This is a genomic window from Tessaracoccus sp. ZS01, from assembly GCF_022342445.1.
Lineage (GTDB): Bacteria > Actinomycetota > Actinomycetes > Propionibacteriales > Propionibacteriaceae > Arachnia.
This window is the reverse complement of record NZ_PQFE01000003.1, coordinates 188,492-213,041: the sequence shown is the minus strand read 5'-3', so window position 1 is coordinate 213,041 and position 24,550 is coordinate 188,492. Positions and strand designations below refer to the sequence as shown.

General features: G+C 67.9%; 18 protein-coding genes, 2 tRNA genes and 1 pseudogene. 7 read left to right on the top strand and 14 right to left on the bottom strand.

All coding sequences use genetic code 11. From position 1 onward, the window contains the following. Positions 1–2: 2 nt before the first annotated feature. The 5 genes from C3E87_RS06140 to C3E87_RS06120 are packed head-to-tail and all read right to left on the bottom strand — an operon-like array spanning position 3 to position 5,148. Entirely contained in the window at positions 3–1,949 is a 1,947-nt protein-coding gene (locus C3E87_RS06140) for a TIGR03960 family B12-binding radical SAM protein (RefSeq protein ID WP_076060618.1), read from the bottom strand. 45 nt (positions 1,950–1,994) lie between these two features. Continuing rightward, complete coding sequence (locus C3E87_RS14870; protein WP_143570918.1) at positions 1,995–3,029, bottom strand: CPBP family intramembrane glutamic endopeptidase; 1,035 nt, start codon at positions 3,027–3,029, stop codon at positions 1,995–1,997. Between the two features lie 30 nt (positions 3,030–3,059). Next, positions 3,060–3,467 (bottom strand): nucleoside-diphosphate kinase, encoded by a 408-nt coding sequence (gene ndk / locus C3E87_RS06130; RefSeq protein WP_076060612.1) that lies wholly within the window; start codon positions 3,465–3,467, stop codon positions 3,060–3,062. After that, the gene (locus tag C3E87_RS06125) at positions 3,464–3,817 is read right to left on the bottom strand and encodes a DUF4233 domain-containing protein (RefSeq protein ID WP_076060610.1); all 354 of its coding nucleotides are present in this window, start codon (positions 3,815–3,817) and stop codon (positions 3,464–3,466) included. The genes ndk and C3E87_RS06125 overlap by 4 nt, the downstream gene beginning before the upstream one ends. Then, positions 3,814–5,148 carry a folylpolyglutamate synthase/dihydrofolate synthase family protein gene (locus C3E87_RS06120; protein WP_076060608.1) on the bottom strand — a complete coding sequence of 445 codons (1,335 nt, stop codon included), beginning with the start codon at positions 5,146–5,148 and terminating at the stop codon, positions 3,814–3,816. The genes C3E87_RS06125 and C3E87_RS06120 overlap by 4 nt, the downstream gene beginning before the upstream one ends. A 159-nt stretch (positions 5,149–5,307) precedes the next feature. On the opposite strand from C3E87_RS06120, the gene C3E87_RS06115 reads away from it, so the two are divergent. Continuing rightward, positions 5,308–6,111 carry a thioredoxin domain-containing protein gene (locus tag C3E87_RS06115; protein ID WP_076060606.1) on the top strand — a complete coding sequence of 268 codons (804 nt, stop codon included), beginning with the start codon at positions 5,308–5,310 and terminating at the stop codon, positions 6,109–6,111. 109 nt (positions 6,112–6,220) lie between these two features. Continuing rightward, positions 6,221–8,779: a valine--tRNA ligase gene (gene valS, locus C3E87_RS06110; protein WP_076060650.1), complete on the top strand. Its 2,559-nt coding sequence runs from the start codon at positions 6,221–6,223 to the stop codon at positions 8,777–8,779. A gap of 63 nt (positions 8,780–8,842) precedes the next feature. On the opposite strand, the gene C3E87_RS06105 is transcribed toward valS, so the two are convergent. The 6 genes from C3E87_RS06105 to tig all read right to left on the bottom strand — a co-directional run bounded on the left by C3E87_RS06105 (position 8,843) and on the right by tig (position 19,197). After that, positions 8,843–12,070, bottom strand: coding sequence for a S41 family peptidase (locus C3E87_RS06105; protein ID WP_076060604.1), 3,228 nt, complete (start codon positions 12,068–12,070; stop codon positions 8,843–8,845). 10 nt (positions 12,071–12,080) lie between these two features. Further along, complete coding sequence (locus C3E87_RS06100; protein ID WP_076060601.1) at positions 12,081–14,894, bottom strand: VCBS repeat-containing protein; 2,814 nt, start codon at positions 14,892–14,894, stop codon at positions 12,081–12,083. A gap of 111 nt (positions 14,895–15,005) precedes the next feature. After that, on the bottom strand, positions 15,006–16,286 hold the full coding sequence (gene clpX, locus C3E87_RS06095) for an ATP-dependent Clp protease ATP-binding subunit ClpX (RefSeq protein WP_076060647.1): 1,281 nt from the start codon (positions 16,284–16,286) through the stop codon (positions 15,006–15,008). Between the two features lie 140 nt (positions 16,287–16,426). Next, entirely contained in the window at positions 16,427–17,077 is a 651-nt protein-coding gene (locus tag C3E87_RS06090; RefSeq protein ID WP_369819256.1) for an ATP-dependent Clp protease proteolytic subunit, read from the bottom strand. Continuing rightward, positions 17,074–17,670, bottom strand: a complete 597-nt coding sequence (locus C3E87_RS06085) for an ATP-dependent Clp protease proteolytic subunit (protein WP_076060599.1) — start codon at positions 17,668–17,670, stop codon at positions 17,074–17,076. Before C3E87_RS06085 ends, C3E87_RS06090 begins: the two co-directional genes overlap by 4 nt. A 174-nt stretch (positions 17,671–17,844) precedes the next feature. After that, positions 17,845–19,197 carry a trigger factor gene (gene tig, locus C3E87_RS06080; protein ID WP_076060596.1) on the bottom strand — a complete coding sequence of 451 codons (1,353 nt, stop codon included), beginning with the start codon at positions 19,195–19,197 and terminating at the stop codon, positions 17,845–17,847. A 103-nt stretch (positions 19,198–19,300) separates the two neighbouring features. Between tig and C3E87_RS06075 the strand changes: the two genes are divergently transcribed. The 4 genes from C3E87_RS06075 to C3E87_RS06060 all read left to right on the top strand — a co-directional run bounded on the left by C3E87_RS06075 (position 19,301) and on the right by C3E87_RS06060 (position 21,123). Next, on the top strand, positions 19,301–20,212 hold the full coding sequence (locus C3E87_RS06075) for a patatin family protein (RefSeq protein ID WP_198928220.1): 912 nt from the start codon (positions 19,301–19,303) through the stop codon (positions 20,210–20,212). Between the two features lie 50 nt (positions 20,213–20,262). Further along, a tRNA-Gly gene (locus C3E87_RS06070) sits at positions 20,263–20,333 on the top strand. 53 nt (positions 20,334–20,386) lie between these two features. Then, positions 20,387–20,462, top strand: a tRNA-Pro gene (locus C3E87_RS06065). 169 nt (positions 20,463–20,631) lie between these two features. Next, positions 20,632–21,123 (top strand): TspO/MBR family protein, encoded by a 492-nt coding sequence (locus tag C3E87_RS06060; protein WP_076060591.1) that lies wholly within the window; start codon positions 20,632–20,634, stop codon positions 21,121–21,123. Between the two features lies 1 nt (position 21,124). Here the strand turns inward: C3E87_RS06060 and C3E87_RS06055 are convergent, their stop codons facing one another. From C3E87_RS06055 to C3E87_RS06045, 3 genes are all read right to left on the bottom strand, one after another. Beyond that, positions 21,125–23,335: an MMPL family transporter gene (locus tag C3E87_RS06055; protein ID WP_083665440.1), complete on the bottom strand. Its 2,211-nt coding sequence runs from the start codon at positions 23,333–23,335 to the stop codon at positions 21,125–21,127. A 50-nt stretch (positions 23,336–23,385) separates the two neighbouring features. After that, positions 23,386–23,856: a MarR family winged helix-turn-helix transcriptional regulator gene (locus tag C3E87_RS06050; protein ID WP_076060586.1), complete on the bottom strand. Its 471-nt coding sequence runs from the start codon at positions 23,854–23,856 to the stop codon at positions 23,386–23,388. 219 nt (positions 23,857–24,075) lie between these two features. Then, positions 24,076–24,240, bottom strand: a complete 165-nt coding sequence (locus C3E87_RS06045; protein ID WP_083665439.1) for a multicopper oxidase domain-containing protein — start codon at positions 24,238–24,240, stop codon at positions 24,076–24,078. A 20-nt stretch (positions 24,241–24,260) separates the two neighbouring features. Between C3E87_RS06045 and C3E87_RS06040 the strand changes: the two are divergent. Beyond that, positions 24,261–24,464: pseudogene (locus C3E87_RS06040) on the top strand (hypothetical protein); the annotation flags it as partial. Positions 24,465–24,550: the final 86 nt, after the last annotated feature.

Below are 24,550 nucleotides of genomic sequence, written 5' to 3'. Positions count from 1 at the left end.
GGTCAGGCCAGGTTGGGCTTGGCTACGGTGAGCGGGAGCAGCACCTTGCCGGTGGGGCCGATCTGGATCTCGGTGTCCAGCTGCGGGCACACGCCGCAGTCGAAGCACGGGGTCCAGCGGCAGTCCTCGACCTCGCGGCCGTCCAGCGCGTCCTGCCAGTCCTCCCAGAGCCAGTCACGGTCCAGGCCGGCGTCCAGGTGGTCCCACGGGAGCACCTCTTCGTAGCTGCGTTCCCGCTGGGTGTACCACTCCAGGTCGATGCCGAATTTCGCCAGCTCGTCATTGGCCGAGGCGACCCAGCGCTCGTAGGAGAAGTGCTCGCTCCAACCGTCGAACTTGCCGCCCTCGCGCCAGACGCGCTCGATGACGCGTCCGATGCGGCGGTCGCCGCGCGACAGCAGCCCCTCGACCACGCCGGGCTCACCCTCGTGGTAGCGAAGACCGATTGCGCGGCCGTAGTTGCGGTCCTGCTTGATGGTCTCCTTGAGGAGCATCAGCCGGCTGTTGATGGTCTCGGAGCTCGCCTGACCGGCCCATTGGAAGGGCGTGTGTGCCTTCGGCACGAAGCCGCCGATCGAGACGGTGCAGCGGATGTCCTTGGTGCCGGACGCCTGGCGCCCGGTCTCGATGACGCGGCGCGCGAGGTCTGCGATGGCCAGCACGTCCTCGTCGGTCTCCGTGGGCAGCCCGCACATGAAATAGAGCTTGACCTGGCGCCAGCCGGAGGAGAAGGCGGCGGCGACCGTGTTGATCAGGTCCTCCTCGCTGACCATCTTGTTGATGACCTTGCGCATGCGCTCCGAGCCGCCCTCGGGCGCGAACGTGAGGCCGGAGCGCCGACCGTTGCGCGAGAGTTCGTTGGCGAGGTCGATGTTGAACGCGTCCACGCGGGTGGACGGGAGCGAGAGCGAGACGTTGCTGCCCTCGTACCGGTCCGCCAACTGGCGGGTGACTTCAGCGATCTCGGAGTGGTCCGCCGACGACAGCGACAGCAGCCCGATCTCCTCCAGACCGGTGGCCTTGAGGCCGCCCTCCACCATGGCGCCGATGGTCTCGATGCTGCGTTCGCGGACGGGGCGCGTGATCATGCCGGCCTGGCAGAAGCGGCAGCCCCTGGTGCAGCCGCGGAAGATCTCCACGGAGTAGCGCTCGTGGACCGTCTCCGCCATGGGGACGATGGGTTTCTTGGGATAGGGCCACGCGTCGAGGTCCATGAGCGTGTGCTTGCGCACCTGGAACGGCACCTCGGGCCGGTTCGGGGCGACGCGTTGGATGCGCCCGTCGTCGAGGTAGTCGACGTCGTAGAACTTGGGCACGTAGAACGCGCCGGTCATGGCCAGGCGCAGCAGCAGCCCGTCGCGGCCGCCTTCGCGCCCCTCGGCCTTCCATTCCCGCACGATGTCGGAGATGTGCAGCGAGGCCTCCTCGCCGTCGCCGAGCACCGCGACGTCGATGAAGTCCGCGATGGGTTCCGGGTTGAACGCCGCGTGCCCGCCGGCCACGACGAGCGGCTCGTGCCCACTGCGCTGGTCGGCGTGCAGCGTGAGGCCGGACAGGTCGATGAGGTTGAGCAGGTTCGTGTACCCCAGCTCCGTGGAGAACGAGACGCCCAGCAGGTCGAACATGCCGACGGGGCGGTGGGCGTCGAGCGTGAACTGGGGGATGAGGTTGTCGCGCAGCACCTTCTCCATGTCCGGCCAGACGGAGTAGGTGCGTTCCGCGAGGATCCAGTCGCGTTCGTTGAGGATCTCGTAGAGGATGGCCACGCCCTGGTTGGGCTGGCCCACCTCGTAGGCGTCCGGGTAGGAGAGGCACCAGCGCACGCTGACGCTGTCCCAGTCCTTCACGACGGAGTTGTGTTCACCGCCCACGTACTGGATGGGCTTGCTGACGCTCGCCAGCAGCGGCTCGAGGCGGTCGAACACCGAGTGCGTGGGCAGAGTGGGCATCGTAGTCATAGCGTGGTCAAGGATATCCGCGGGGTGCGCTTTGGCCTAGCCCCGGCCGAGCGTCGCGAGTCGACGTCGCCGCGCCAACACGTCGAGCAGCACCACGAGGATCACCGAGGCGGTCAGCTGCCACAGGATCACGGGGCCGCCCGTGCCGACGGAGCGGTCGAACAGGCCGCTGACGTCCTGGAACGGCACGATGGAGAAGCCGATCATGTTGTTGACGATGTGGAGGGCGGCCGCCGCCTCCAGGCCACCGGTGCGCCACGTCAGCCAGCTCAACAGGGCACCCAGGCTGAAGTAGAAGACGTTGAGCCACGGGTCTGCCGCGCCGTGCATCACCATGAACAGCGCCGAGTTCAGGACGGCACCGACGATGAAGGCCACGACGGGAGGCCTGAACCAGGAGCCCACGGTGCGGAAGACCACGCCCCGCAGCAGGTACTCCTCTGCCGCTGCCTGGAAGGGCGTCACCAGCAGCAGCCCGATGAGCAGCCACCAGGTGTAGGGCCGGATCTGCAGCTCCAGGTCCGCGGTACCCGTCAGCGAGAGTTCGATGCCCATGTTGAGCCCGAGCACCACCAGCGACGCGGCGACGCAGATCCAGAACCAACCCCAGCGCACCCGTCCGACCACTGAATGCAGGAAGCCGGGGCGTTGTTTCACGAGGTGGCCGGTCAGCAGCGCGAATGGCAGCAACAGGCCGATGGCGATGCTGTTGGCCAGCACCAGGCCCGGCGTGACACGGCCCTCCTCGAGCATCCCCATGAGGTCGTCCGGGTCCACCGCCCCGGTGGCCACCTCGACGCCCACGGCAGCCAGCGTGGCGAGCACAGCGAAGCCGAAGAACGCCACCGCCAGGATGAGCACCACGACGATGGGGCGCCACGGGGCGATCCCCGGCGCGCGCCAGAACTGGTGGTACCCGACCGGCGTCGTCGGCATCGACGGCGGGGCCGGGATCCACGTCGGCGCAGGGAACGCCACGTCGCGTCGCTGCTCAGGCAGCGGCGGCGCCCATTGCTGTGGTGGCCCCCACTGGGGGGAGGGCTGCTGTTCGGGCGGGGGAAGCTGGCTCACAGCCCCACCCTAACCTCGTGGGGTTCCGGGTCAGAGGGCCGGGAACCAGAGCGCGATCTCACGCGCCGCGGACTCAGCCGAATCAGAGGCGTGCACCGCGTTGCGCGGGCCGCTGTCGCCGAAATCCGCCCGGATGGTGCCCGGCTCGGCCTTGGCCGGATCCGTGGCCCCGTTGAGCTCACGCACCTGGGAGACGCAGTCCGGCCCGCACAGGACGAGGGAGATCATGGGGCCGCTGGTCATGAAGGTACGCAGCTTCGGGTAGAAGTCGCGTGTCAGGTGCTCCTCGTAGTGCCGGTCCGCGAAGGCACCGTCGATGGTGCGCAGTTCCATGGCGACGATGGAGAGCCCGGCCTCCTCGTAGCGGGCCAGTACCTTTCCAGCGTTACCGGCCTCCACCACGTCGGGCTTGATGATGACGAGCGTCTTTTCGCTCACTGTGGGTTACCTCCATGCCGGTGGGCCTCAATCCTCTTGCCGAGGATCACACACGTCGCCCAGATCAAAGCGAAGATGATACCCATGGCGTACATCCACGGGGTGAGAACGCCCAATCCGATGAGGACGGCCTGGGCGGCCCATCCCGCCAGATAGCCCCAGCGCTTCCGAAGGCCGGCGAGGGCGCCGATGCACAAGAGCGTGGCCACTGCACTCCAGGCGGCCGCGACCGCGAGATCGACGCCCGAGACCTGGATCATGCCGATGTAGGCCAACCAGATGATGATCACCTCGAAGAGCAGCACCGACATGGCCGCGCTGCGCATGGGGTTGTCGGGCGCGAGGGTCACTGGGCGTCCCTCTTCTTCAACAGGTCGCGGGCCTCGCCCGCAGCGATGACGGACCCCGCGACGAGCACACCGGCCTGGACGCTGGCGGTGTCAGCCAGCATGACGGCCAGGTCCAGAGCCTCACGCATGCTGGGGGCGCGGTGCACCTTGCTGGTCTCCCACACCGTTTCGGCGACGGCGGCGAGGTCGTCGACGGGCCGAGCCCGGGAGGTCGAGGAGACCTGGGTGATGACCACCTGGTCCATCTTCTCAGCGAAGATCTCGAGCACCTCCGCGGCGTCCTTGTCCTGCATCATGGCCACGACACCGATGGTGGGCGCGAAGTCGAAGCTCTCCTCCACCGCGTCGATGGTGGCGCGGGCGGCCTGCGTGTTGTGGGCGGTGTCGATCACGATCGGCGGCGAGGTGCGCACCACTTCCAGGCGCGCCGGGGCCTCGACGGCGCCCAGCCCCTCGACGATGATCTCCGGGTTGAGCGGCTTACCGCCCAGGAACGCCTCGACCGCCGCCACCGCGAGCACGGCGTTGCGGGCCATGTGTTCACCGTAGAGAGGCAGGAAGACGTCAGCCACAGGGCCGCCGACGCTCTCGATGCGCAGCAACTGGCCACCCACGGCGAGGCCGCGCTCCAGCAGGCCGAAATCCGGACCCTCGGCCTTCATCGACGCGCCGGCCTCGACGGCGGCGGCCAGCAGCACCTTGGCGGCCTCGGGAGCCTGGCCGGCGAACACGGCGGTGCCGCCGGGCTTGATGATGCCGGCCTTCTCCCCCGCGATCTCCGTCAGCGTGTTGCCCAGGATGTGCGTGTGGTCCATCCCGATGGGCGTGACCACGGCGACCGCCGCGTCGGCCACCGACGTGGCGTCCCAACGCCCGCCCAGGCCCACCTCCATCACCGCGACATCGACGGGGGCGTCGGCGAACGCCGCGTACGCCATGCCGGTGATGACCTCGAAGAACGTCATGGCCACGCCGTCGAGCTGCTGCTCGTCCACCATGTCGACGTAGGGCTCGATGTCCGCCCACACCTCAGCGAAGCGTTCCTCGCTGATGGGTTCGCCGTCGATCACGATGCGCTCACGCACATCCGACAGGTGCGGGCTGGAGAACCGCCCGGTGCGCAGGCCCGCGGAACGCAGCAGCGTCTCGATCATGATGGCGGTGCTGCCCTTGCCGTTGGTGCCGGCCACCTGGATGACGGGATAGGCCCGCTGCGGTTCACCGAGGAGGTCCATCAGCGCGGCGACCCTGGTCAGGCTGGGCGCCACCCGGTGCTCGGGCCAACGGCTGGTCAGGGCCGCCGTCAACGCGGCGTGTGAGGTTTCAGTCATGGTGGGGCCAGCCTACTCGGCCGGGCACCGCCCAGGAGGATTCCGCAGTGTGTAGTAACTGATTCAACCACCTTGGGTGCGCTGGTTATCATTACTTCCGAAAGCGCAGCACCCCACGGTGCCCGCAGCCCCGCACTGGATTTCTGAAGGAGCACATACATGGCCAACAACTCGAACCTCAGCAAGCGCGCCGCGCTGCGGCAGGCTCAGGAGATGGACGAACGCAACAAGCGCAACAAGCGCATCATGGGGTTCGGTTTCGGCCTGGCGGCCCTGGTGGTCGTCGTGGTGCTCGCCATCGTCATCGTGCAGGCCATCGGCAACCGCACCTCGGTGGCAGAAGAACAGCTGACGCCGCCCGCCGCCACCGAGGGCTACGGCATCCCGCTCGAAGGTAATGCCCCCAGCGCGGACAAGCCGCACCTCGTGCTGTGGGAGGACTACCAGTGCCCCGCGTGTGCCAGCGCCCACGCAACCCTCGGCCCGATCGTGGAGCAGCTGGTCGCCGACGGCTCCATCACCACCGAGATCCGCACCGCCCACTTCCTGGATCAGGCCCGCGAGGACGGCCCCTCGTCCCGCACCGCCGTGGCGGCCGCCGCTGCAGCAGAGGTGGGTGCGTTCGAGGACTTCCACCGTGTCGCGTTCGACTTCCAGGACACCGGCTACACGGACCAGGTGCTCCGCAACGACATCCCCCAGGCCGCGGGCATCACCGGTGAAGACCTGACCCGCTACGTCGAGCTGTACAACTCCCGCTCGTTCCAGGAGTGGGTCGACAACGCGGACCAGAAGTTCCGCGACGACGCCGTCGACGCGACCCCGGCCTACGTCGTCTCCGGCCAGCGCCTGGATCTCGGCTCCATCGAGCCCACCGCCGAGGGCTTCCTCAACGCCGCGACCGCCGCCTGGGAAGAGGGCGGCAAGGAGATCGACGTCAAGCCTGAGCCCTACCAGCGCTGATCGCCTCACCCCACACACCAGCAGCCCGGACGTCCACCGTCCGGGCTGCTGCCGTTTGAGGCCCTTCCCCGGATCGGCACCAGTGGCGAATCTCGCTAAGATCAACCGCATGACTGACACCACCGCGCCCAAGGGTGCCCTGCCCGACAAGCCCGTCCTCGAAGGACTGGAGGCCAAGTGGGGCGAGGTATGGCAGACAGAGGGCACCTACGCCTTCCGTCGGCCGTCGTCGCGCGACGAGGTGTTCAGCATCGACACTCCCCCTCCCACCGTGTCCGGCTCGCTGCACGTGGGGCACGTCTTCAGCTACACGCACACCGACACCATCGCGCGCTACCAGCGGATGCGCGGCAAGGAAGTCTTCTACCCCATGGGCTGGGACGACAACGGCCTGCCCACCGAGCGCCGGGTGCAGAACTTCTACGGCGTGCGCTGCGACCCCTCGCTGCCCTACGACGCCGGCTTCCAGCCGCCCGCCAAGCCGGATCCGAAGCGGCAGATCCCGATCAGCCGCCGCAACTTCATCGAGCTGTGCCAGGAACTGACGCAGGTGGACGAGCAGGTCTTCGAGGACCTGTGGAAGCAGCTCGGCCTGTCGGTGGACTGGAACACCCTCTACACCACCATCTCGCCCGAGGCCCAGTCCGTGGCGCAGCGCGCGTTCCTGCGCAACCACGCCCGTGGCGAGGCCTACCTCGACCATGCGCCCACCCTCTGGGACGTGACGTTCCAGACGGCCGTCGCGCAGGCCGAGCTCGAGGCCCGCGACTACCCCGGCCACTACCACCGGGTCGCCTTCCACAAGCCGGACGGCGAGCCGGTGTGGATCGAGACGACGAGGCCCGAACTCATCGTGTCGGTCTGCGCCCTCATCGCCCACCCGGACGACGAGCGCTACCAGGACCTCTTCGGCACGACGGTGACCTCGCCCATCTTCGGCGTCGAGATCCCGGTGCTGGCCCACGCCGCGGCCGAGCCCGACAAGGGCGCCGGCATCGCCATGTGCTGTACCTTCGGCGACCTCACCGACGTGCTGTGGTGGCGTGAGCTGAACCTGCCCACCCGCACCGTCATCGGCCGCGACGGCCGTTTCCAGGCCGAGACGCCGGAGTGGATCGTCAACACGGAGGCCTATGAAGGGCTGGCGGGCAAGACCGCCTTCTCCGCCCGCGAGGCCACCGTCGCCCAGCTGCGCGAGCAGGGCGACATGCTGGAGGACCCCAAGCCCACCACCCGCATGGCCAACTTCTACGAGAAGGGCGACAAGCCCCTCGAGATCGTGGCCACCCGCCAGTGGTACATCACCAACGGCGGCCGCGACGAGGAACTCAAGGCCACCCTCCTGGAGCGCGGCCGGGCCCTCGAGTGGACCCCGGAGCACATGAAGCACCGCTACGACAACTGGGTCTCGGGCCTCAACGGCGACTGGCTCATCTCGCGCCAGCGCTTCTTCGGCGTGCCGTTCCCCGTCTGGTACGAGCTGGACGCCGACGGTGAGCCGCGGTACGAGAGCCCCATCGTGGCCGACGAGGCCTCGCTGCCCATCGACCCCATGACCGACACCCCGGAGGGCTTCTCGGAGGAGCAGCGCAACCAGCCCGGCGGCTTCATGGCGGACCCCGACGTGATGGACACCTGGGCGACGTCGTCGCTCACCCCGCACCTGGCCACCGGCTGGGAGCGCGATGAGGAGCTGTTCAACCTCACGTTCCCCATGGACATGGCCCCCCAGGCCCACGACATCATCCGCACCTGGCTGTTCAGCCGCGTGGTGCGCGCGCACTTCGAGAACGGCACGCTCCCCTGGAAGCGCGCCACCATCTCGGGCTTCGTCGTGGACCCGGACCGCAAGAAGATGTCGAAGTCGAAGGGCAACGTGGTGGTGCCCACCGACATCCTCGTCAAGTACGGCTCCGACGCCGTGCGCTGGCGCGCCGCCATGGCCCGTCCCGGCCAGGATTCACCGTTCGACGAGACCCAGATGAAGGTGGGCCGTCGCCTCGCGATGAAGATCCTCAACGCCGGCAAGTTCGTGCTGTCGATGCAGGACGCGCCCGCCACGCTGGACGCCGTGACGAACCCGGTGGACAAGGCTCTGCTGCGCGGCCTGGCCGTCGTCGTGGAGAAGGCCACTGAGGAGTTCGAGGACTACGACTACAGCGGGGCGCTCGAGGCCACGGAGACGTTCTTCTGGTCCTTCTGCGACGACTACCTCGAACTGGTCAAGGAACGCGCCTACACCGGCAGCGACGAGGGCAAGAAGTCGGCGCAGGCCGCGTTGGCCATCGCGCTCAGCGTGCAGGTGCGCCTGTTCGCGCCCTTCCTGCCCTTCGTGGCGGAAGAGGTGTGGCGCTGGACCAACGACTCGTCGGTGCACCGCTCCACCTGGCCCACCGCGGAGGAGTTGTCGATCGACGGCGACGCCACGCTGCTGGCAGATCTCGCGGAGGCGCTCATCGCCATCCGCGGCGCGAAGTCCAACGCGAAGGTCTCCATGCGGGCAGAGGTGGCGAAGGCTGTCTTCCGTGGGCCGGCGGGCTCCGTCGAGCGGTTGAAGACCATCGAGCCGGACCTGCGTGCCGTGGGCCGCCTGGTGGGCGACGTGGAGTGGGTCGAGGACGGCCAGCACATCGTCGCCGACATCGAACTGGCGCCCGTCGCCGGCTGATAGTTCCCTGCAGAGGAAGAAGGCCTCGGAGTCGCGCGACTCCGAGGCCTTCTTTACACCCGCTCAGAAGCGCGGTGGCGGGAAGCTGGGCGCCACCGCTGCCGGAGTGCCGTTGAGGCGCTGAAGCGCCTCGTCCACCGCCGCGTCGAGCTGCTTGTCACCGTCGGATTCCCAATCAGCCGGCCCCACCTCCACCACGATGTCGGGGTCGACGCCGTGGTTCTCGAGCCCGAAGCCGTGCTGGTCGAAGGCGATCCAGTAGCGCGGCTGTGTCACCTCGGTGCCGTCCACCAGGGTGAACCGACCGTCGATGCCGACCACGCCGCCCCAACTGCGCTCGCCCACCACCGGACCGAGGCCCAGGTTCTGTGCGGCGGCGGTCACGATGTCGCCGTCCGAGCCGGCGAACGGGTTCGTGAGGAACACCACGGGGCCGCGTGCGGCCTGGCTGGGGTAGGTGCTCGCCCCGTCGTGGTGACGGGCGCCGACCCAGCCGATGGCCCGGCGCGTCAGCCGCTCGATGACCAGTTCTGAGGTGTGGCCGCCGCCGTTGAAGCGCACGTCCACCACCACCCCGTCACACGCCATCGCGGCGTCGATGAGCCTGTGGAACTCCGCCCAGCCGCGGGCCACCATGTCCGGTACGTGCACGTAACCGATGCGTCCGCCGGAGCGTTCCCGCACATACTCCACGCGGCTGGTCACCCACTGGTGGTAGCGCAGCGGCGACTCGTTGCCTGTGGGCACGACGGCGACCCGACGCTTCTGGCGCCCCCTGGCCAGGGTCAACTCGACGACCTTCTCCGCCGCGCCCTGGAGCAGCGCTCCGATGTGCGGTGCGTCGGCGGTGGGCCTGCCGTCGACGGCGACGATGACGTCGCCAGGCTCAGCGGCGACGCCGGCCGCCCTCAGCGGCGACCGCGCCGTGGGGTCCGACGTTTCGCCGGGCAGGATGTCGGCGATGACCACTTCGCCCTTGGCATTGCGGGTGAAGGTGGCGCCCAGGTAGCCGACAGAGGGACCGTCGTCGTCAGGAGGCGACACATAGGCGTGCGAGGTGTTGAGCTCGCCGACGGTCTCCCAGAGCACGTCCAGGAGGTCGTCGTGCGTGGCCACGACGTCGAGCAGCGGCCGGTAGCGCGCCACCGCGGCAGACCAGTCCGTGCCGTCGAAATCCGGGCGCCAGAAGTGGTCGCGCATCAGGCGGGAGTTCTCCTCGAACATCTGCCGCCACTCGGCGCGGGGATCGATCTCGCGGCGCAGCCGGCCCAGATCGACGGCGACCCGGGCGTCCTCGTCGTCGCCGGGGGCCTGCTCGGCACTCTGCACCCAGACCTCGTCGCCGTTGCGGACGACCAGACGCTCGCCGTCGCCGCTGACGCCGGCCCCGTCGCAGCCCTCGACCACCGTGGTGACCTTGCGGGTCTTCAGGGAGAAGTGCTCCACGACGTCCTTGACCTCGCCTTCGACCCCGGCGCGCAGGGCGCCGAGTTCGCCCACGGAGCGAAGCGACTGCCACACGAACCCGTGCTTGGTCGCCTGGAGGTGCACGTAGCGGCCCGACGGCACGGGGAACGGGACCATCCGGTCCTCTACTCCCCCGACGTCGAAGACGACCGAGACCTGCTCGGACTCCTTACCGTCCTTGCCCTTCTTGCCTTCCTTGCCCGACTTCCCGGAGTCGTCATCCTTCTCGTCGTCCTCATCGGCTTCGCTGATGGCCCAGCCGTCCGGCGACGGGCCGAACGGGGCAGGCTCTGCCGCGCTCAGAGGCACTAGCCACGGACGCACGGTGTTGGTGAAGGAGAGGTCGAACGTCAACTCGTCGTAGGTGGGGTCGATGGTGCGGCTCGACAGGAACACGAGGTACTTGCCGTCGGCGGTGAACACCGGCGAGAAGTCGTTGAACTGGCCCCTGGTCAGCGTGAACGCGCGCTTCTCGGTGACGTCGTAGCCCACGAGCTGCCCGAGCATACCCTCCTGCGCGATGGCGTTGCGCCACACGAGGTAGCGGCCATCTGGCGACCAGGCGAAGCCCGACGCCTCACCGACGGTGGACCGGCCGATGTCCTTGACGTTGCCGCGCGCCACGTCGACGAGGTACACCGTGCCGTCGTGGCTGCCGACGGCGATCCGGGTGCCCTGCTCGTTGGGCTCCAGCGTCATGACGCGGCCGAGGCGACCTGCACCGATGCGGCGGGCCTTGTCGCCGCCCTCCAACAGGCGGATCTCGAGGGCGTCCTCACCCTCGGCGTCCGTCACCCACACCGCCTTGCCGCCCGTGTGGTCAAGGAAGCGCGGCTCCCTGACCCGGACGCCGGCGTTGTCCGCGAGGGCCCGGGCAGGGCCACCGCGGTGCGTGAGGTAGTAGGCGGCACCGCGCCATTCCAGCAGCGACCCGTCGCCGCCGTTGTCCGGCACGATCGCCTCGAGCCTGTCTGTGGGGTGCACCTGCACCGGCGACGGCGCCCCGATGCCGGTGGCCAACTCGATGAGTTGGGGCTCAGCCTTCAGACTGGCGAGGTGGAACAGCTGGCCGCGCGAGTGGTAGACGACGCCCTGGCCGTCGCTGGTGGCGTCGCGGATGTAGCCCTCCTCGGCGGTGTGGGAGGTGTGGTTGCGCAGGTCCATGCCGTTCAGGTCCACGGACCACACCTGCGCCTGCACGTCCGGCGCGTCGCCAAGATCCGAGGTGAAGACGAGGCGGTCCCCCACCCAGGTGGGGTGGTGCAGGCCGGCCTCGATCTCCGGCAGGACCCGGATCCAGTCGCCCTGGCCGTCGCCGATGTGGAGGCGCGCGGCCATGCCGCCGCGGTAGCGCTTCCATCCCGAGGGATCGCGGTGGTTGATGGACGCGACGGCCACCCTGCCGCTGCTGTGCACGGTCGCCGAGGTGGCGCCGCCCCAGGGCAGCCGGGTGAGCTCACCGTCGAGTGAGAGCGAATACATATAGGTGTCGACCCGGTGGAGGCCCTCGTGGTCCGAGCTGAGCAGGACGTGCTGGTCATCCAGCCACCCTGAGATGACCAGCCTGCGCGTCCCCAGCCAGGTGAGCCTCCGGGTGCCGCCGTCGAGGTCGACGACGTAGGCGTCCCACCGGCCGTGGGTCGTTGCCGCGTAGGCGACCTTCGACCCGTCCGGGGAGAACCGTGGGCTGCGGGGCGTGCCTTCCGCCACGGTGATGCGTGCGGCGCGGCCGCCCGAGAGCGGCCCCAACCACAGGTCGTCGTCTGCGACGAAGACGACCTCGTCCTGATGCAGGTGCGGGAAACGTCGATAACCTCGGCTCACCCGCCCAACCTTACGCGGCCCGGAACATCACTATGTTGTTGAACACCCACTGGTTGGACTGCGAGAAGGTGTATCCACCCCCAGCCCGTGGTGTCGCGGCGTAGACCGTTGCCAGGATGTAGCTGCGGCACCCGCCGCCGCCGGTCTGCGCAGTGTCGCAGTCGGTGCGCCACTGCCGCCCGGCGGAGGTGAAACCGGTCTCGTAGTTGTGGTTGGCCAACGGGTTGGCACCCCACTGCGTACGCGTCATGAACGGCAGGTAGGTGAGGTTGTTGAACATCCATCCGCTCTCCCGGATGAACTTCCCGTCCTCCATGTGGACGACGGTGGCCCAGATGTGGGTGCGGCACCTCTCTGTCTGCGAGTAGGGCTCACAGACCGTGTTCCAGTCGCGGCCGTTGAAGTCGCGGTGCAGGCCGGGCTTCGTGTACGGGATCGTGCGCACGTAGTCGTCGTCCACCGGGGAGGAACTCGGTGGCGGCGAACTGGGCTGGGGCGACGACGGAGCCGGGGAACTCGGCGGAGGCGACGACGGAGGCGGCGAACTCGGCGGAGGCGACGACGGAGGCGGGGTCACGATCGGCTTCTCCGCCTGCAGGGCCGCGGCGTACTGCCCCAGCGTCATGAACACGGCCCCTGTCCGCTCCGCGAGCGCCTCCAACTCGTCCAGCGTGCGCTGGAAGCCGGCGAAGGCCACGGGGTCGAGGGTTCCGGTGGCGAAGTCGGCGTCGTAGCTGGTCAGTTCGAACAGCACGCTGCAGACGCCGTAGCGCCCGAAGTCGCTTTCACAACGATCTGCCAGCGACGTGGCGGCGTGGGTCTCCCAGTTCGTGTAGTCCTTCCCGTCACGCGTCGGCATGCAGTCCGCCGGATCATCGCAGTCCACCCCCGAGTGCGAGGTCAGGCCCGTCTTCGCACCGCCCTGGCAGTCGGTCCAGGTGGCCGCACCGTTGCCGCAGGCGATCTGGGACCAGGGCACATGCACCAGGCCGGCGTCGTCGACGTAGGCGAAGTCCGGGCGCTCCGCCGGCTCGGCGTACCACGCGGAAGCCACCCACGAATACCCGAGCGCCCGGATGGCCTCGCTCGCCGCCGCGTCGAACGCGTCGGTCGGCGGGATGAACCCGGTGAGCTGATGCGAGGCAGTGTCCATGTCGAGGGCCCCGAGCATGGAATCCTGACCGACCCGCATCAGGTTGACCGACTCCGCGACGGGCATCCCGCAGTCGAACTCGGCGGAGCTGGCCCCGAACTCCTCCAGGTACGGCGTGTAGACGCACGCGTGGTAGGTGCCGTGGTTGACGACCTCGAAGTCGGGGTCGGGTAGCACGGTGTTCAGGTACTCGTCCGTGGCGGACGCGGTCAGCCTGGGCTCGTCCCAGGGTATGAGCGCCAGCGAGAACGGCAGGTCGCGGCCGAGTGCCTCGTTGGTCAGGGCCTGCGCGATCCCCGAGCGGTAGCCGGTGGACATGGCGTCGGCGCGCAGGACGATCACGGGCTTCTCGCCCCAGTCGATCCGCTCGGCCATCGCGTACTCGTACGACCCTTCTCCGGGCTCGCCGGGACGGTCGTCACGCGGATCGGCCGCGTCGCCGCGGGTGTCGCCGTCGACATCGGACTGATCCGGGTTGTGGGTCCAGGGGGCGTTGTCCGGCGCGTTGAGCACTCCGTCGCCGTCCCAGTCGTCGTCGCAGGCGTCGCCCGCGCCGTCGGCGTCCGTGTCGACCTGGACCGCGTTGACCTTGTCCAACATGATCGTGGCCGGGTTGGACACCGCCGGGCAGTTGTCGAAGGAGTCCGCCACCGCGTCGCCGTCGGTGTCCGGGCCGGTGCCGTGGATCAACGTCACGGGCGTGCCGATGTACAGGGACTGGAAGCCGCGGACGAAGTCCAGGCGGCCGTCGCTGTCCCAGTCCGTCGCGTCGACGGCGTTACTGACCAGGCCGGGCAGGTTCAGCTGCGTGCAGGAGTTGGTGACAGGAACCTCGCTCGTCCCGGTGTTGAGGCACTGGAAAAGCGCGAACTCGCTGACGTTCTCGATGCGCGAACCGGCGATCAGGAGGTCGAGCAGGCCGTCGTCGTTGATGTCGGCGACGGCGGGCTCGTAGTAGCTCTCGGCGCCGAGGCCGGTAGTGGCCTGGGAGACAAGCCACTGGGGCGCGGCGAAGGCAGCGCCGCCCACGTTCTCATAGAAGCGCACGCCCTTCTCCGCGGCGCTGGCGCCCGTGCCGATCAGCAGGTCGAGATCCCCGTCTGCGTCCCAGTCGACAAGGTCAGGCGACACGTAGGCGATACCCGAGACAGTGGTGGCGCCCACCAGGGCCCCCGCGCCGTCCCTGAGGAGGGTGCACGCGGCGGGGTCGATGGCGCCACCGTCCGGGTTGAGGCAGAGCCTCACACCGGCGTTCGACGACCAGGAGCCGAGCACCAGGTCTGCCGTGCCGTCGGCGTCGATGTCACCCACGGCGGGCCGCAGGTACGTCACGGCGGTGCCGGCGAACGCGGTGTCGGCGTTGCCGGTGCTGAAGATGCTGGTCAACTCCCCCAGCGAGCCTGCCTCGGCGCGCAGCGCCACCGCCACGCCCGAATAGAGACTTGAGTTGAGGAAGCCGACGATGAGGTCGTCGTCCCCATCACCGTCCCAGTCGGCCGCCACCGGAGCGGGAGCGTGGCCCTTGGTCAGCGGAACCAGGTCCACTGTGGCGTCGAACGTCCAGGGATAGGGGGCTGCCTCGGCCGGCGTGGACGCCGCCGGAATGAGGAGCGCTGCCGCCAGGGCGATCACAGCGGTGGCACTCCGACTGGTGGGACGCGTCGTGGTCATGGGGATCCTCCTCCGCCGACAACTCTGACGTCTTGGGGAGAATGTAACTCCTTAACACGGCGCTATGGAAGGACCCCTACGGGTGGTGGCCGGTTGCCCGAGGCGCCAGGATCAGGCCGACAGGTCCCGCCGACGCGCCACCTTGGCACGCGGGACGAGGGTGGGCGATTCCTCGCCGAGCACCGATTCCCTGGTCACGATCACCTGGGCAACGTCCTCGTCGGAGGGCACGTTGAACATCACGTCGAGGAGGAGCTCCTCGAGGATGGCCCGAAGCCCGCGGGCACCGGTACCGCGTTCCAGCGCCAGACCCGCGATGGCGGCGATGGCCCCGTCCTCGAAATCCAGCTGCACGCCGTCCAGTTCGAACAGCTTCTGGAACTGGCGCACCAACGCGTTCTTGGGCTCCACCAGGATGCGGGTGAGCGCCTCCTCGTCGAGGGGCGAGACGCTGGTCAGCATGGGCAGGCGGCCGATGAACTCCGGGATGAGGCCGAACTTGTGCAGGTCTTCGGGACGCACCTGGGAGAACGGGTCCGCCTCAGGCATGCGAGCCTCGGCCTTGTTGTTGAAGCCCAGCGGGCGACGACCGACGCGCTGGTTGATGATCTCGTCGAGACCCGCGAACGCGCCGCCGACGATGAACAGCACCTTGGTGGTGTCGATCTGCAGGAAGTCCTGGTGGGGGTGCTTGCGGCCACCCTGCGGCGGGACGGCGGCGACGGTGCCCTCGAGGATCTTGAGCAGCGCCTGCTGCACACCCTCGCCGGACACGTCACGCGTGATCGAGGGGTTCTCCGACTTGCGGGCGACCTTGTCGATCTCGTCGATGTAGATGATGCCGGTCTCCGCCTTGGCGATGTCGAAATCCGCCGCCTGGATCAGCTTCAGCAGGATGTTCTCGACGTCCTCACCGACGTAGCCGGCCTCCGTCAGGGCGGTGGCGTCCGCCATGGCGAACGGCACGTTCAGCATGCGCGCGAGGGTCTGGGCCAGGTAGGTCTTGCCGCAGCCCGTGGGCCCGATGAGGAGGATGTTGGATTTGCCGACCTCGATGTCGTCAGAATCCGAACGGCGACCCCGGCCGCCATGCTCGGCCTGGATGCGCTTGTAATGGTTGTACACGGCCACCGACAGCGTCTTCTTCGCGCTGTCCTGGCCGATGACGTAGGTGTCGAGGAAGTCGCGGATCTCGCGCGGCTTGGGCAGCTCCTTGACCAGACCGGTTTCGGGGGCGTCCGGGAACTCCTCCTCGATGATCTCGTTGCACAGCCCGATGCACTCGTCGCAGATGTAGACGCCAGGGCCGGCGATCAGCTTCTTCACCTGCTTCTGCGTTTTCCCGCAGAAGTTGCACTTGAACAGGTCGCCGGATTCACCGATACGAGCCACGACGTCCACCTCCCATCAACAGTTCCTGATTGTCTGCCTTGTTGTCACCACCCTACCCGGCAGGCGGGGCGGGAGAAGAGCGAACCGCCGGGCATCCGGGTCGCATTGACCCAGTTGCCCGGCGGCCCCGGTCTGAGCGGTCAGAGACCCTTCAGCGACGGCAGGATGTCGTCGATGATGCCGTACTCGATCGCCTCCTGGGCGGTCAGGTACTTGTCGCGCTCGATGTCCTTGCTGACCTTGGCCACTTCCTGGCCGGTGTCGACGGCGAGCATCTCTTCCATGAGGGCGCGGATGCGCAGGATCTCGCGGGCCTGGATCTCCAGGTCCGAGGACTGTCCGTAGCCGCCCTCGGTGGCCGGCTGGTGGATGAGGATGCGCGAGTTGGGCAGCGCCAACCGCTTGCCCTTGGTGCCGGCGGCGAGGATCACGGCGGCGGCCGAAGCCGCCTGGCCGAGACACACCGTCTGGATGTCGGGCTTGATGTAGCGCATCGTGTCGTAGATGGCGGTCAGCGCGGTGAACGAGCCGCCGGGCGAGTTGAGGTAGATCGAGATGTCGCGCTCGGGGTCCATCGACTGGAGCACCAGCAGCTGCGCCATGACCGCGTTGGCCACGTCGTCGTTGATGGGGGTGCCGAGGAAGATGATGCGATCCTCGAAGAGCTTCGTGTACGGATCCACGCGGCGGATGCCGTAGCTGGTGCGCTCCTCCCACTGCGGGATGAAGTAGTTCATGTCCGGGCCGACGGGGGCCGCGCCCTGGGGCAGGGCGAACGTGTTGTTGATCATTGGTTGGGGGCCTCCGTCTGGATCTGCGACGCGCGCTCATACACGTGGTCGATGAAGCCGTACTCGAGCGCCTGCTCGGCGGTGAACCAGCGGTCGCGGTCTGAATCAGCTTCGATCTGCTCGATGCTCTGACCCGTGTGCTCAGCGATGAGGTTGGCCATGGTCTTCTTGATGTGCAGCGACTGCTCCGCCTGGATGCGGATGTCTGAGGCGGTGCCGCCCAGACCACCCGAGGGCTGGTGCATCATGATGCGGCTGTGCGGCAGCGCGAAGCGCTTGCCGGGGGTGCCCGCCGAGAGCAGGAACTGGCCCATCGAAGCGGCCAGGCCCATGGCGACGGTGGCCACATCATTGCTGATCCACTGCATGGTGTCGAAGATCGCCATGCCGGAGTCCACCGACCCGCCGGGCGAGTTGATGTACAGGTAGATGTCCTGGGTGGGGTCTTCCGCGTTGAGCAGCAGCATCTGCGCGCAGATCGCGTTGGCGTTCTCGTCGCGCACCTCGGAACCGAGGAAAATGATGCGGTTGGCCAGCAACGAGGAGTACACGTTGTCTGTCATGCCGAGGCCGGCGCCTGCGGGCCCGGCCATCCGGATCGGGTGGATTGGAGTTTGAGTCACACCAATAACCTACCGGGTGATTCAGACAACCGAAGCGAAGCGCGGCCTGTTCGCGCACAGCGTGCACCGGCGGGAACAGCAACGCCGCCGGTCCCCTGCGGGACCGGCGGCGTTGGCGTTGCGCTTATCGCGAGGCGGCTGGGATCACTCCCCGGCGTCCTCGGTCTCCACGGAGGCGAGCGACGTGTCGACGGCGTTGCCCTCGGAATCCTTCACGGTGGCCGCGGCGCAGATCGAGGCCAGGGCCTTGCCGCGGCGGATCTCGTTCATCCACTCGGGCATGTGGTTGTGCTCCATCATGTGGTTGATCTCATCCTGGGGCGAGGAGCCGGACTGCTGCGCCTTGCGGAAGATGAGTTCGGTGAGCTCCTGCTGGGAGACGTCGATCGAGTTGGCCTCGGCGTAGACGTCGAGCACGATCTGGGCGCGCAGCGCATCCGTGGCGCGCTTGTCCATCTCGGCCCAGAACTCTTCGACCGTCTCGGCCTCTTCCTCTTCGGTCTGCTCCAGGTACTGGTCGACCGTCATGCCGCCGCGGGCGAGCTGGCGCTCGATGTCGGCACGGCGGGCTTCGAGTTCCTTCTTGAGGACGTTCTCGGGCAGTTCGAAGTCGACCTTCTCGAGGATCGCTTCGAGCACCTTGTCGCGGGCGTCGGCGATCTGGTCGGCGTTCACCTGCTGCTCGGCGCCGGAACGCAGGTCGGCCTTCATCTCCTCGACGGTGTCGAACTCGGAGATGAGCTGTGCGAAGTCGTCGTCGACCTCCGGCAGTTCCTGCTCGGAGACGGTGACGACGGTCACCTCGATCTCGGCCTCTTCACCGCGGTGGGCGCCGCCCACGAGGGTGGAGGTGAAGGTCTTGGACTCGCCGGCCTTCAGGCCGGTGACAGCCTCGTCCAGGCCGTCGAGCATGCCCTGGTCGTCGCCGACCACGTAGGAGATGCCTTCTGCGGTGGCGTCGTCGAGTTCCTCGCCGTCCTTGGTGGCCTTGAGGTCGATCTTCAGCAGGTCACCCTCGGCGGCGCCGCGCTCCACCTCGGTGGTGGTGGCGAAGCGCTTGCGGAGCAGTTCGATGCGCTCTTCGACGAGTTCGTCGACGGAGGATGCGCCCTCGACGGTGGCCTCGATGGTGTTGAAGTCCGGCAGCTCCACCTCGGGGCGGATCTCCACCTCGGCGGTGTACTCCACCACGTCCTTGTCTTCGAGCTTGGTGATGTCCACCTCGGGCTGCGCCATGGGGTAGATCTTGTGCTCGTCGATGGCCTGGTTGTAGGTCTCCGGGATGGCCTCGTTGATGGCCTCCTGCAGGACCATGCCGCGGCCGAACCGCTGGTCGATGACCGTGTTGGGCACCTTCCCCTTACGGAAGCCGGGGATCGTCACCTGTTCGGCGATCTCCTTGTAAGCCTTGTCAAGGTAGGGCTTGAGATCAGCGAAGGGGATCTCGACGGTGAGCTTTACCCGGGTGGGCTTCAGCTTCTCAACGGTGCTGGGCACGAGTGGACTCCTGAGGTGTCAATTTTCGAATCGCGCGTCAGTCTATCGGTCGATGCTCCGGCCACCAACACGCGGGCTCCCGCGCCCGGCTAAAGTCGGGGCCGTGAGCGAGCTGACCAGCAACGTGACCGACACCGCCCTCATTTTCGAGGGCGGCGGCATGCGCGCATCGTTCTCCTCAGGGGTTGTGAGCGTCCTGTTGGAGGCCGGGATCCACGCAGACTGGGTGGGCGGGATCTCCGCCGGTTCGAGTTGCGTGGCCAACTACGTCTCGCGGGACGCCCCGCGTGCAGAGAAATCCTTCGTCGACTTCGCGGCCGAGCCCGAGTTCGGCAACTGGCACACCTGGCTGCAGGGCAAGGGCATGTTCAATGCCGAATGGATCTATGAACGAACCTCCCTCCCCCATCAGGCGCTCCCCTATGACTGGGAGACGTTCCAGGGGAACCCGGCGCGCGTGGCGATCGGGGCGATGCGCTGCCACGACGGCGAGATGGTCTACTGGGGTCGCGAGGACATCCATCGCATGTATGACCTGATGAAGCGTGTCCGCGCCTCGTCGACGATGCCGTTCTTCATGCCGTTGGCCACCGTCGACGGCGAGGTCTACTGCGACGGCGCGCTCGGCCCCACCGGAGGGTTCGCCCTGGATGCTGCCAAGGCGGCCGGCTTCGAGAAGTTCCTCGTCGTCATGACCCGCACCCGTGGGTACCGCAAGCCGCCCGCCCGGTTCCCCCACGGCTATCGCCGGCTGTTCCGCCAGTATCCGTCCATCGCCCACGGAGTGTTGGAGCGGCCCGCCAACTACAACCGCACCCTCGGGGAATTGTTCGAGCTCGAACGGCAGGGGCGCGCCTACCTGGTGTTCCCGGAGCGGATGCCGATCAGTAACTCCGAGCGTCGGGTCCCGGTGTTGCGCTCAGTCCTCGACGCGGCCCGGGAACAGACCCAACGCGAACTGGACGCCATCCGGGACTTCCTGGGCCTGGAGGGCGCCGGAGACGGTGGCCGATGAGCAGGTTTCCAGGCTTCGGTCAGATCGCTGATACACTCGTCTGCGGTTCTGCGGATGTAGCTCAATGGTAGAGCCCTAGTCTTCCAAACTAGCTACGCGGGTTCGATTCCCGTCATCCGCTCGATGCAGTGATCCACCTGGCCGGAAGCTTCTGGCTAGGTGCTTCCCTGCTCACGGGGCGTAGCGTAGTGGCTAGCGCGCCTGCTTTGGGAGCAGGAGACCGCAGGTTCGAGTCCTGTCGCCCCGACCATTGTGATGTCTCAGGACATCGACGACCCTCCTCCCTCTACGCGAACGCTGAAGCTCGTTGGTCTGCCTCCGCACAGTGGCAAAGCGACCCGACGGTAGGGTGGAGGCAGCGGCCACGGCCAGCCACGGTGCTCCACTGAGGCATGCCGGGCCCCTCCGGAAGGACATCCATGGCGACGAGGAAATGGTTCGAACGACCCCTGGCATTGACCAGCGCGCTGACGGCCGTCACCGCCCTCTCCGGGTCGCTCGCGACCGACCCCGGTTCGGCCTGGTATCGAGCCTTGGACAAGCCCGGGTGGAAACCCCCGAGCTGGGTGTTCCCCATCGTCTGGACCGCCCTCTACACCGACATCGCGCTGACCAGCGCCAAGGTCATCGAAGACCTCGAGGCCCAGGGCGACCCTGCGTCCGCGGATCGATACCGAAACGCCTTGGTGCTCAACCTCGCCCTCAACCAGGGGTGGAGCTGGGCGTTCTTCCGGGCCCACAGGTTGGGCTCCGCGACCGTTCTGGCCGGGCTCCTGGCTGCCAGTTCGTGGGACCTGGCCCGCCGAGCAGGGCCATCCGGCAGCAGCCGGATGGCCGCGCTGGCGCCCTACGCGGCGTGGTGCAGCTTCGCGACATTCCTCACCGCGGAGATCCGCCGCCGCAACTCCTAGGTCAGCCCACCATTTCCGGTTCCCTCGGCTTCATGGAGTCGACCTGGCCACTGACGTCCGCCGGGGCGGTCGCCGGGTGAGGTGATCGCGTCCGCCGCGGCCACCAGAATGCGTCACCGAGGAGGACCGCAATCGCGGGGACCAGGACAGTGCGCACGAGCAACGTGTCCAGCAGGACGCCGACCCCGATGACGACACCGATCTGGGCCAGCACCACCAGCGGGAGAACGCCCAGCACCGCGAAGACTGCGGCGAGCAGGATCCCTGCGCTGGTGATGACGCCACCGGTGGCCGTCAGAGCCCTCAGCATTCCGCGCCTGCTGCCGTGGTGCCTGCCTTCTTCCCTGGCCCTCGTGACCAGGAAGATGTTGTAGTCGATGCCGAGCGCCACCAGGAAGAGGAAGGTCAGCAGCGGCACGCTGGAGTCCAGTCGTTCGAAGCCCAGCACCTCCACGAAGAGCACCCATGAGGCACCGAGCGCCGCGACGTACGTGCCGACGACGGTCGCCACGAGCACGAGTGGTGCGACCACGGACCTGAGAAGGACGAAGAGGATGCCCAGCACCAGCGCGAGGATGAGCGGGATGATCGTGCGTTGGTCCTCCGCGGCCCCGTCCAGACTGTCGACGGACTGGGCCTCCGTTCCGCCGACGAAGGTCGGCGCGAGGCCCTCGAGAGCCACCCTCAGGTCGCGAACGACCTGACGCGCTTCGTCGCTTCCAGGCTCGGGTTCGAGCACCACGCGCAGCTGGGTGAGGTTCTCTGCGGTCCCTGCAGGAGTGGCAGACACCACCCCGGGGACGCCCTCAGCAACTTCTGCCACGCGCGTGGCGTCCTCTTCTGTGATGACGATCGCGGGGTCGGACTGGCCCGCCGGGAACGACTCGCCGAGGCGCTCCAGCGCCACGATCGCCTCCGGCTTGCGGAGGAACTGGTCCGACGGGCCGAGGCCGGTCTCGATCCGGAACAGCCCGCCACCGAGTACGGCGAGCAGCGCGACGCTGGCCAGCACGAAAACAGTGGGGCGGCGGGCCACCTGGGCCCCGACCCGCGCCCAGACGGAGCGGCCGCTGTCGACCAGGGCCGGTTGCCCCACACGGGGAACGAGTGGCCAGAAGACCCAGCGGCCGAACAGGACGAGCACCGATGGCAGCACGACGAGTGCATAACCGGCCGCGATGACGATGCCGACCGCGCTGGCGAGACCAAGGCCCCGGGTTGCCGGGAAGACCGACAAGAGCAGCGTCAGCACGCCCAGCACGACCGTGGACGCGCTCGTGAGTACGGCCTCGCCGGAGTGTCGCAGTGACGTACGCATGGCCTGGAAGCGGTCCTCGCTGCTCCGGAGTTCGTCGCGGTAGCGCGAGATCAACAAGAGGGCGTAATTGGTGCCCGCGCCGAACACCAGTACGGACAACACGCCGATGGTGGATTCGTCCCACGGGACGCCGGTCAGGCGCAGGGTGTGCGTGGCCAGGATGGCGGCAAGCCTGTCAGCCAGGCCCACGACGACCAACGGGATGATCCACAGCACCGGGCTGCGGTAGGTCAGCAGGAGGAGGATGGCGACCACCGCGGCGGTAGCGGCGAGCAAGCGGAAGTTCGCCCCGCTGAAGACGGCTCCCAGGTCCGCGCGGATGCCCGCTGGCCCCGTCACCTGCACGTCGACGCCCTCCGCGGCCTCGTCGCGGAGTTCCGCGCGCAACACCTCGACATCGTCGCGATTTTCGGTGGAGGAGTCCGCCTCGACGCTGATCGTCCCGAAGGCGGCTGTGCCGTCCTCACTCACGAGGGGCAGGGGCGGAGGCCCCGAAGGTGGCCCCCCAGCAGCGCCGGCGTCAGAGCCGGTGACGCCGGGAGGTGGCCCGGCGCCGTCCGGAGCGCCCTCGCCGGGCTGCGGCCCTGCGGAACCCGCGTCCCCGGACAGGCGGCTGAGGAGAGACTCGCGGGCGGAGGCGATCTGCTGTTCGGTCAGCTTCCCCCCATCCGTGGACGTCCACAGGATCAGGGCTGTGGCGTCCCCCTCCTGCGGAAACTGCTCCGACAACTCCACCACGCGGGTGCTGTCGAATCCCTGGGCCAGGGAGTCGGTCGGTGAGGCGTCTCGTTCAGCCTCTGGGACGAGGCCGACGACAAGGCCTGCGAGGAGGACGAAGAAGATCGCCACTATCCACGAGCGTCTTCTTCCGATGTAGAGGGAGGGGATGGACATGGTGGTCTCCTGAGCTGGTTGGCGGCTGAGTGGCCCATACGACGTGGGGGTCACTGGGCGGATTCGAGGGTGGCGAGAGCTTCGAGCCGCTCAGCCAGGCAGGTGTTCATGAAGCGGAGGAACGCGCTCACGGCTCGCACTTCATCGGCGTTGAGCGCCTTCAGGTGGTCGTCGGTGGCGTCCATGAGCGGCCGCATCAACGCCATGATCCTGGTCCAGCCGAGAGGGGTGGTTTCGAGGGTCACCTGACGACGGTCGACCTCGCCTCGACGTCGCACTACGTAGCACGCGCGCTCGAGCCTGTCCACCAGAGCGGAGGTTGTGGCCGCGGAAGTGCCGAGGGCCCCTCCAAGGTCGCCCAGCGTGACGGCCTTGTCGCGAGGGAGCTGCTGGAGGGTGGAGAGCGCCCGGTAATCGGTCGCGTTCAACCCGAGCAGCCGCGCCAGTTCCCGCTCAAGGCCGTTCGACAGGGCGATGATCGCCTGCATCGCATACGCGTCGGGATGGTAGGCCTGCGCCATGGGTTTCCTTTCGTCGGTATGAATATTACTTCAACGGGCTGAAATGTCAATTGTGATTGACTAATCACCTGCACGGGTTGCCCCTTCGCAGCACCGGACACCGCCTCCGCCCAGCTGGCGATCGTTGCCGCCGCCCATCTGCGACCTTCTGATATGGCGTGCAAGGACTACGCCATGACTGGTGCCCGCACTATTCGACAGACTCGACGTCTCAAACCGCTACGAAGGGGCGTGTCCCATGAAGACGCCGGGGTGATCCGTGAGCAGGTCCAGTTCGAGGGTCTGCATCGGAGTCAGCAACACCGTGTATTTGCGTAACCCCCCGCTCCCTGGGAGCCCCCAGGTGTGGCCGTGGATGTGCATGGCGTGGGCCATCATGGTCATGTTGGTAGCCCACCGGGCAGCGAGCCTGGGTCACCAACCTTTACGACGATACGGTCTCGGTCATCGACCTCGGCGAAAACGCCACGGTGGCAACCGTGATCGTGGGCGACAAGCCCAACGGGATCAGCTTCAGCCCGCTGCCGCCTGCGGCCGGCCCGGCCACGGTTGAGATCAACGTGCCGGAGTACCCCAGCGGTGGAGGCGCCGGTCACGACCAGCATTGACAGGCCGCCCATGGACCGCCCTGGAGCCTCTGACCGCACACGAGCAGTGCCCGACCACATGCCGGGGCCGGGCACTGCTGATGTGC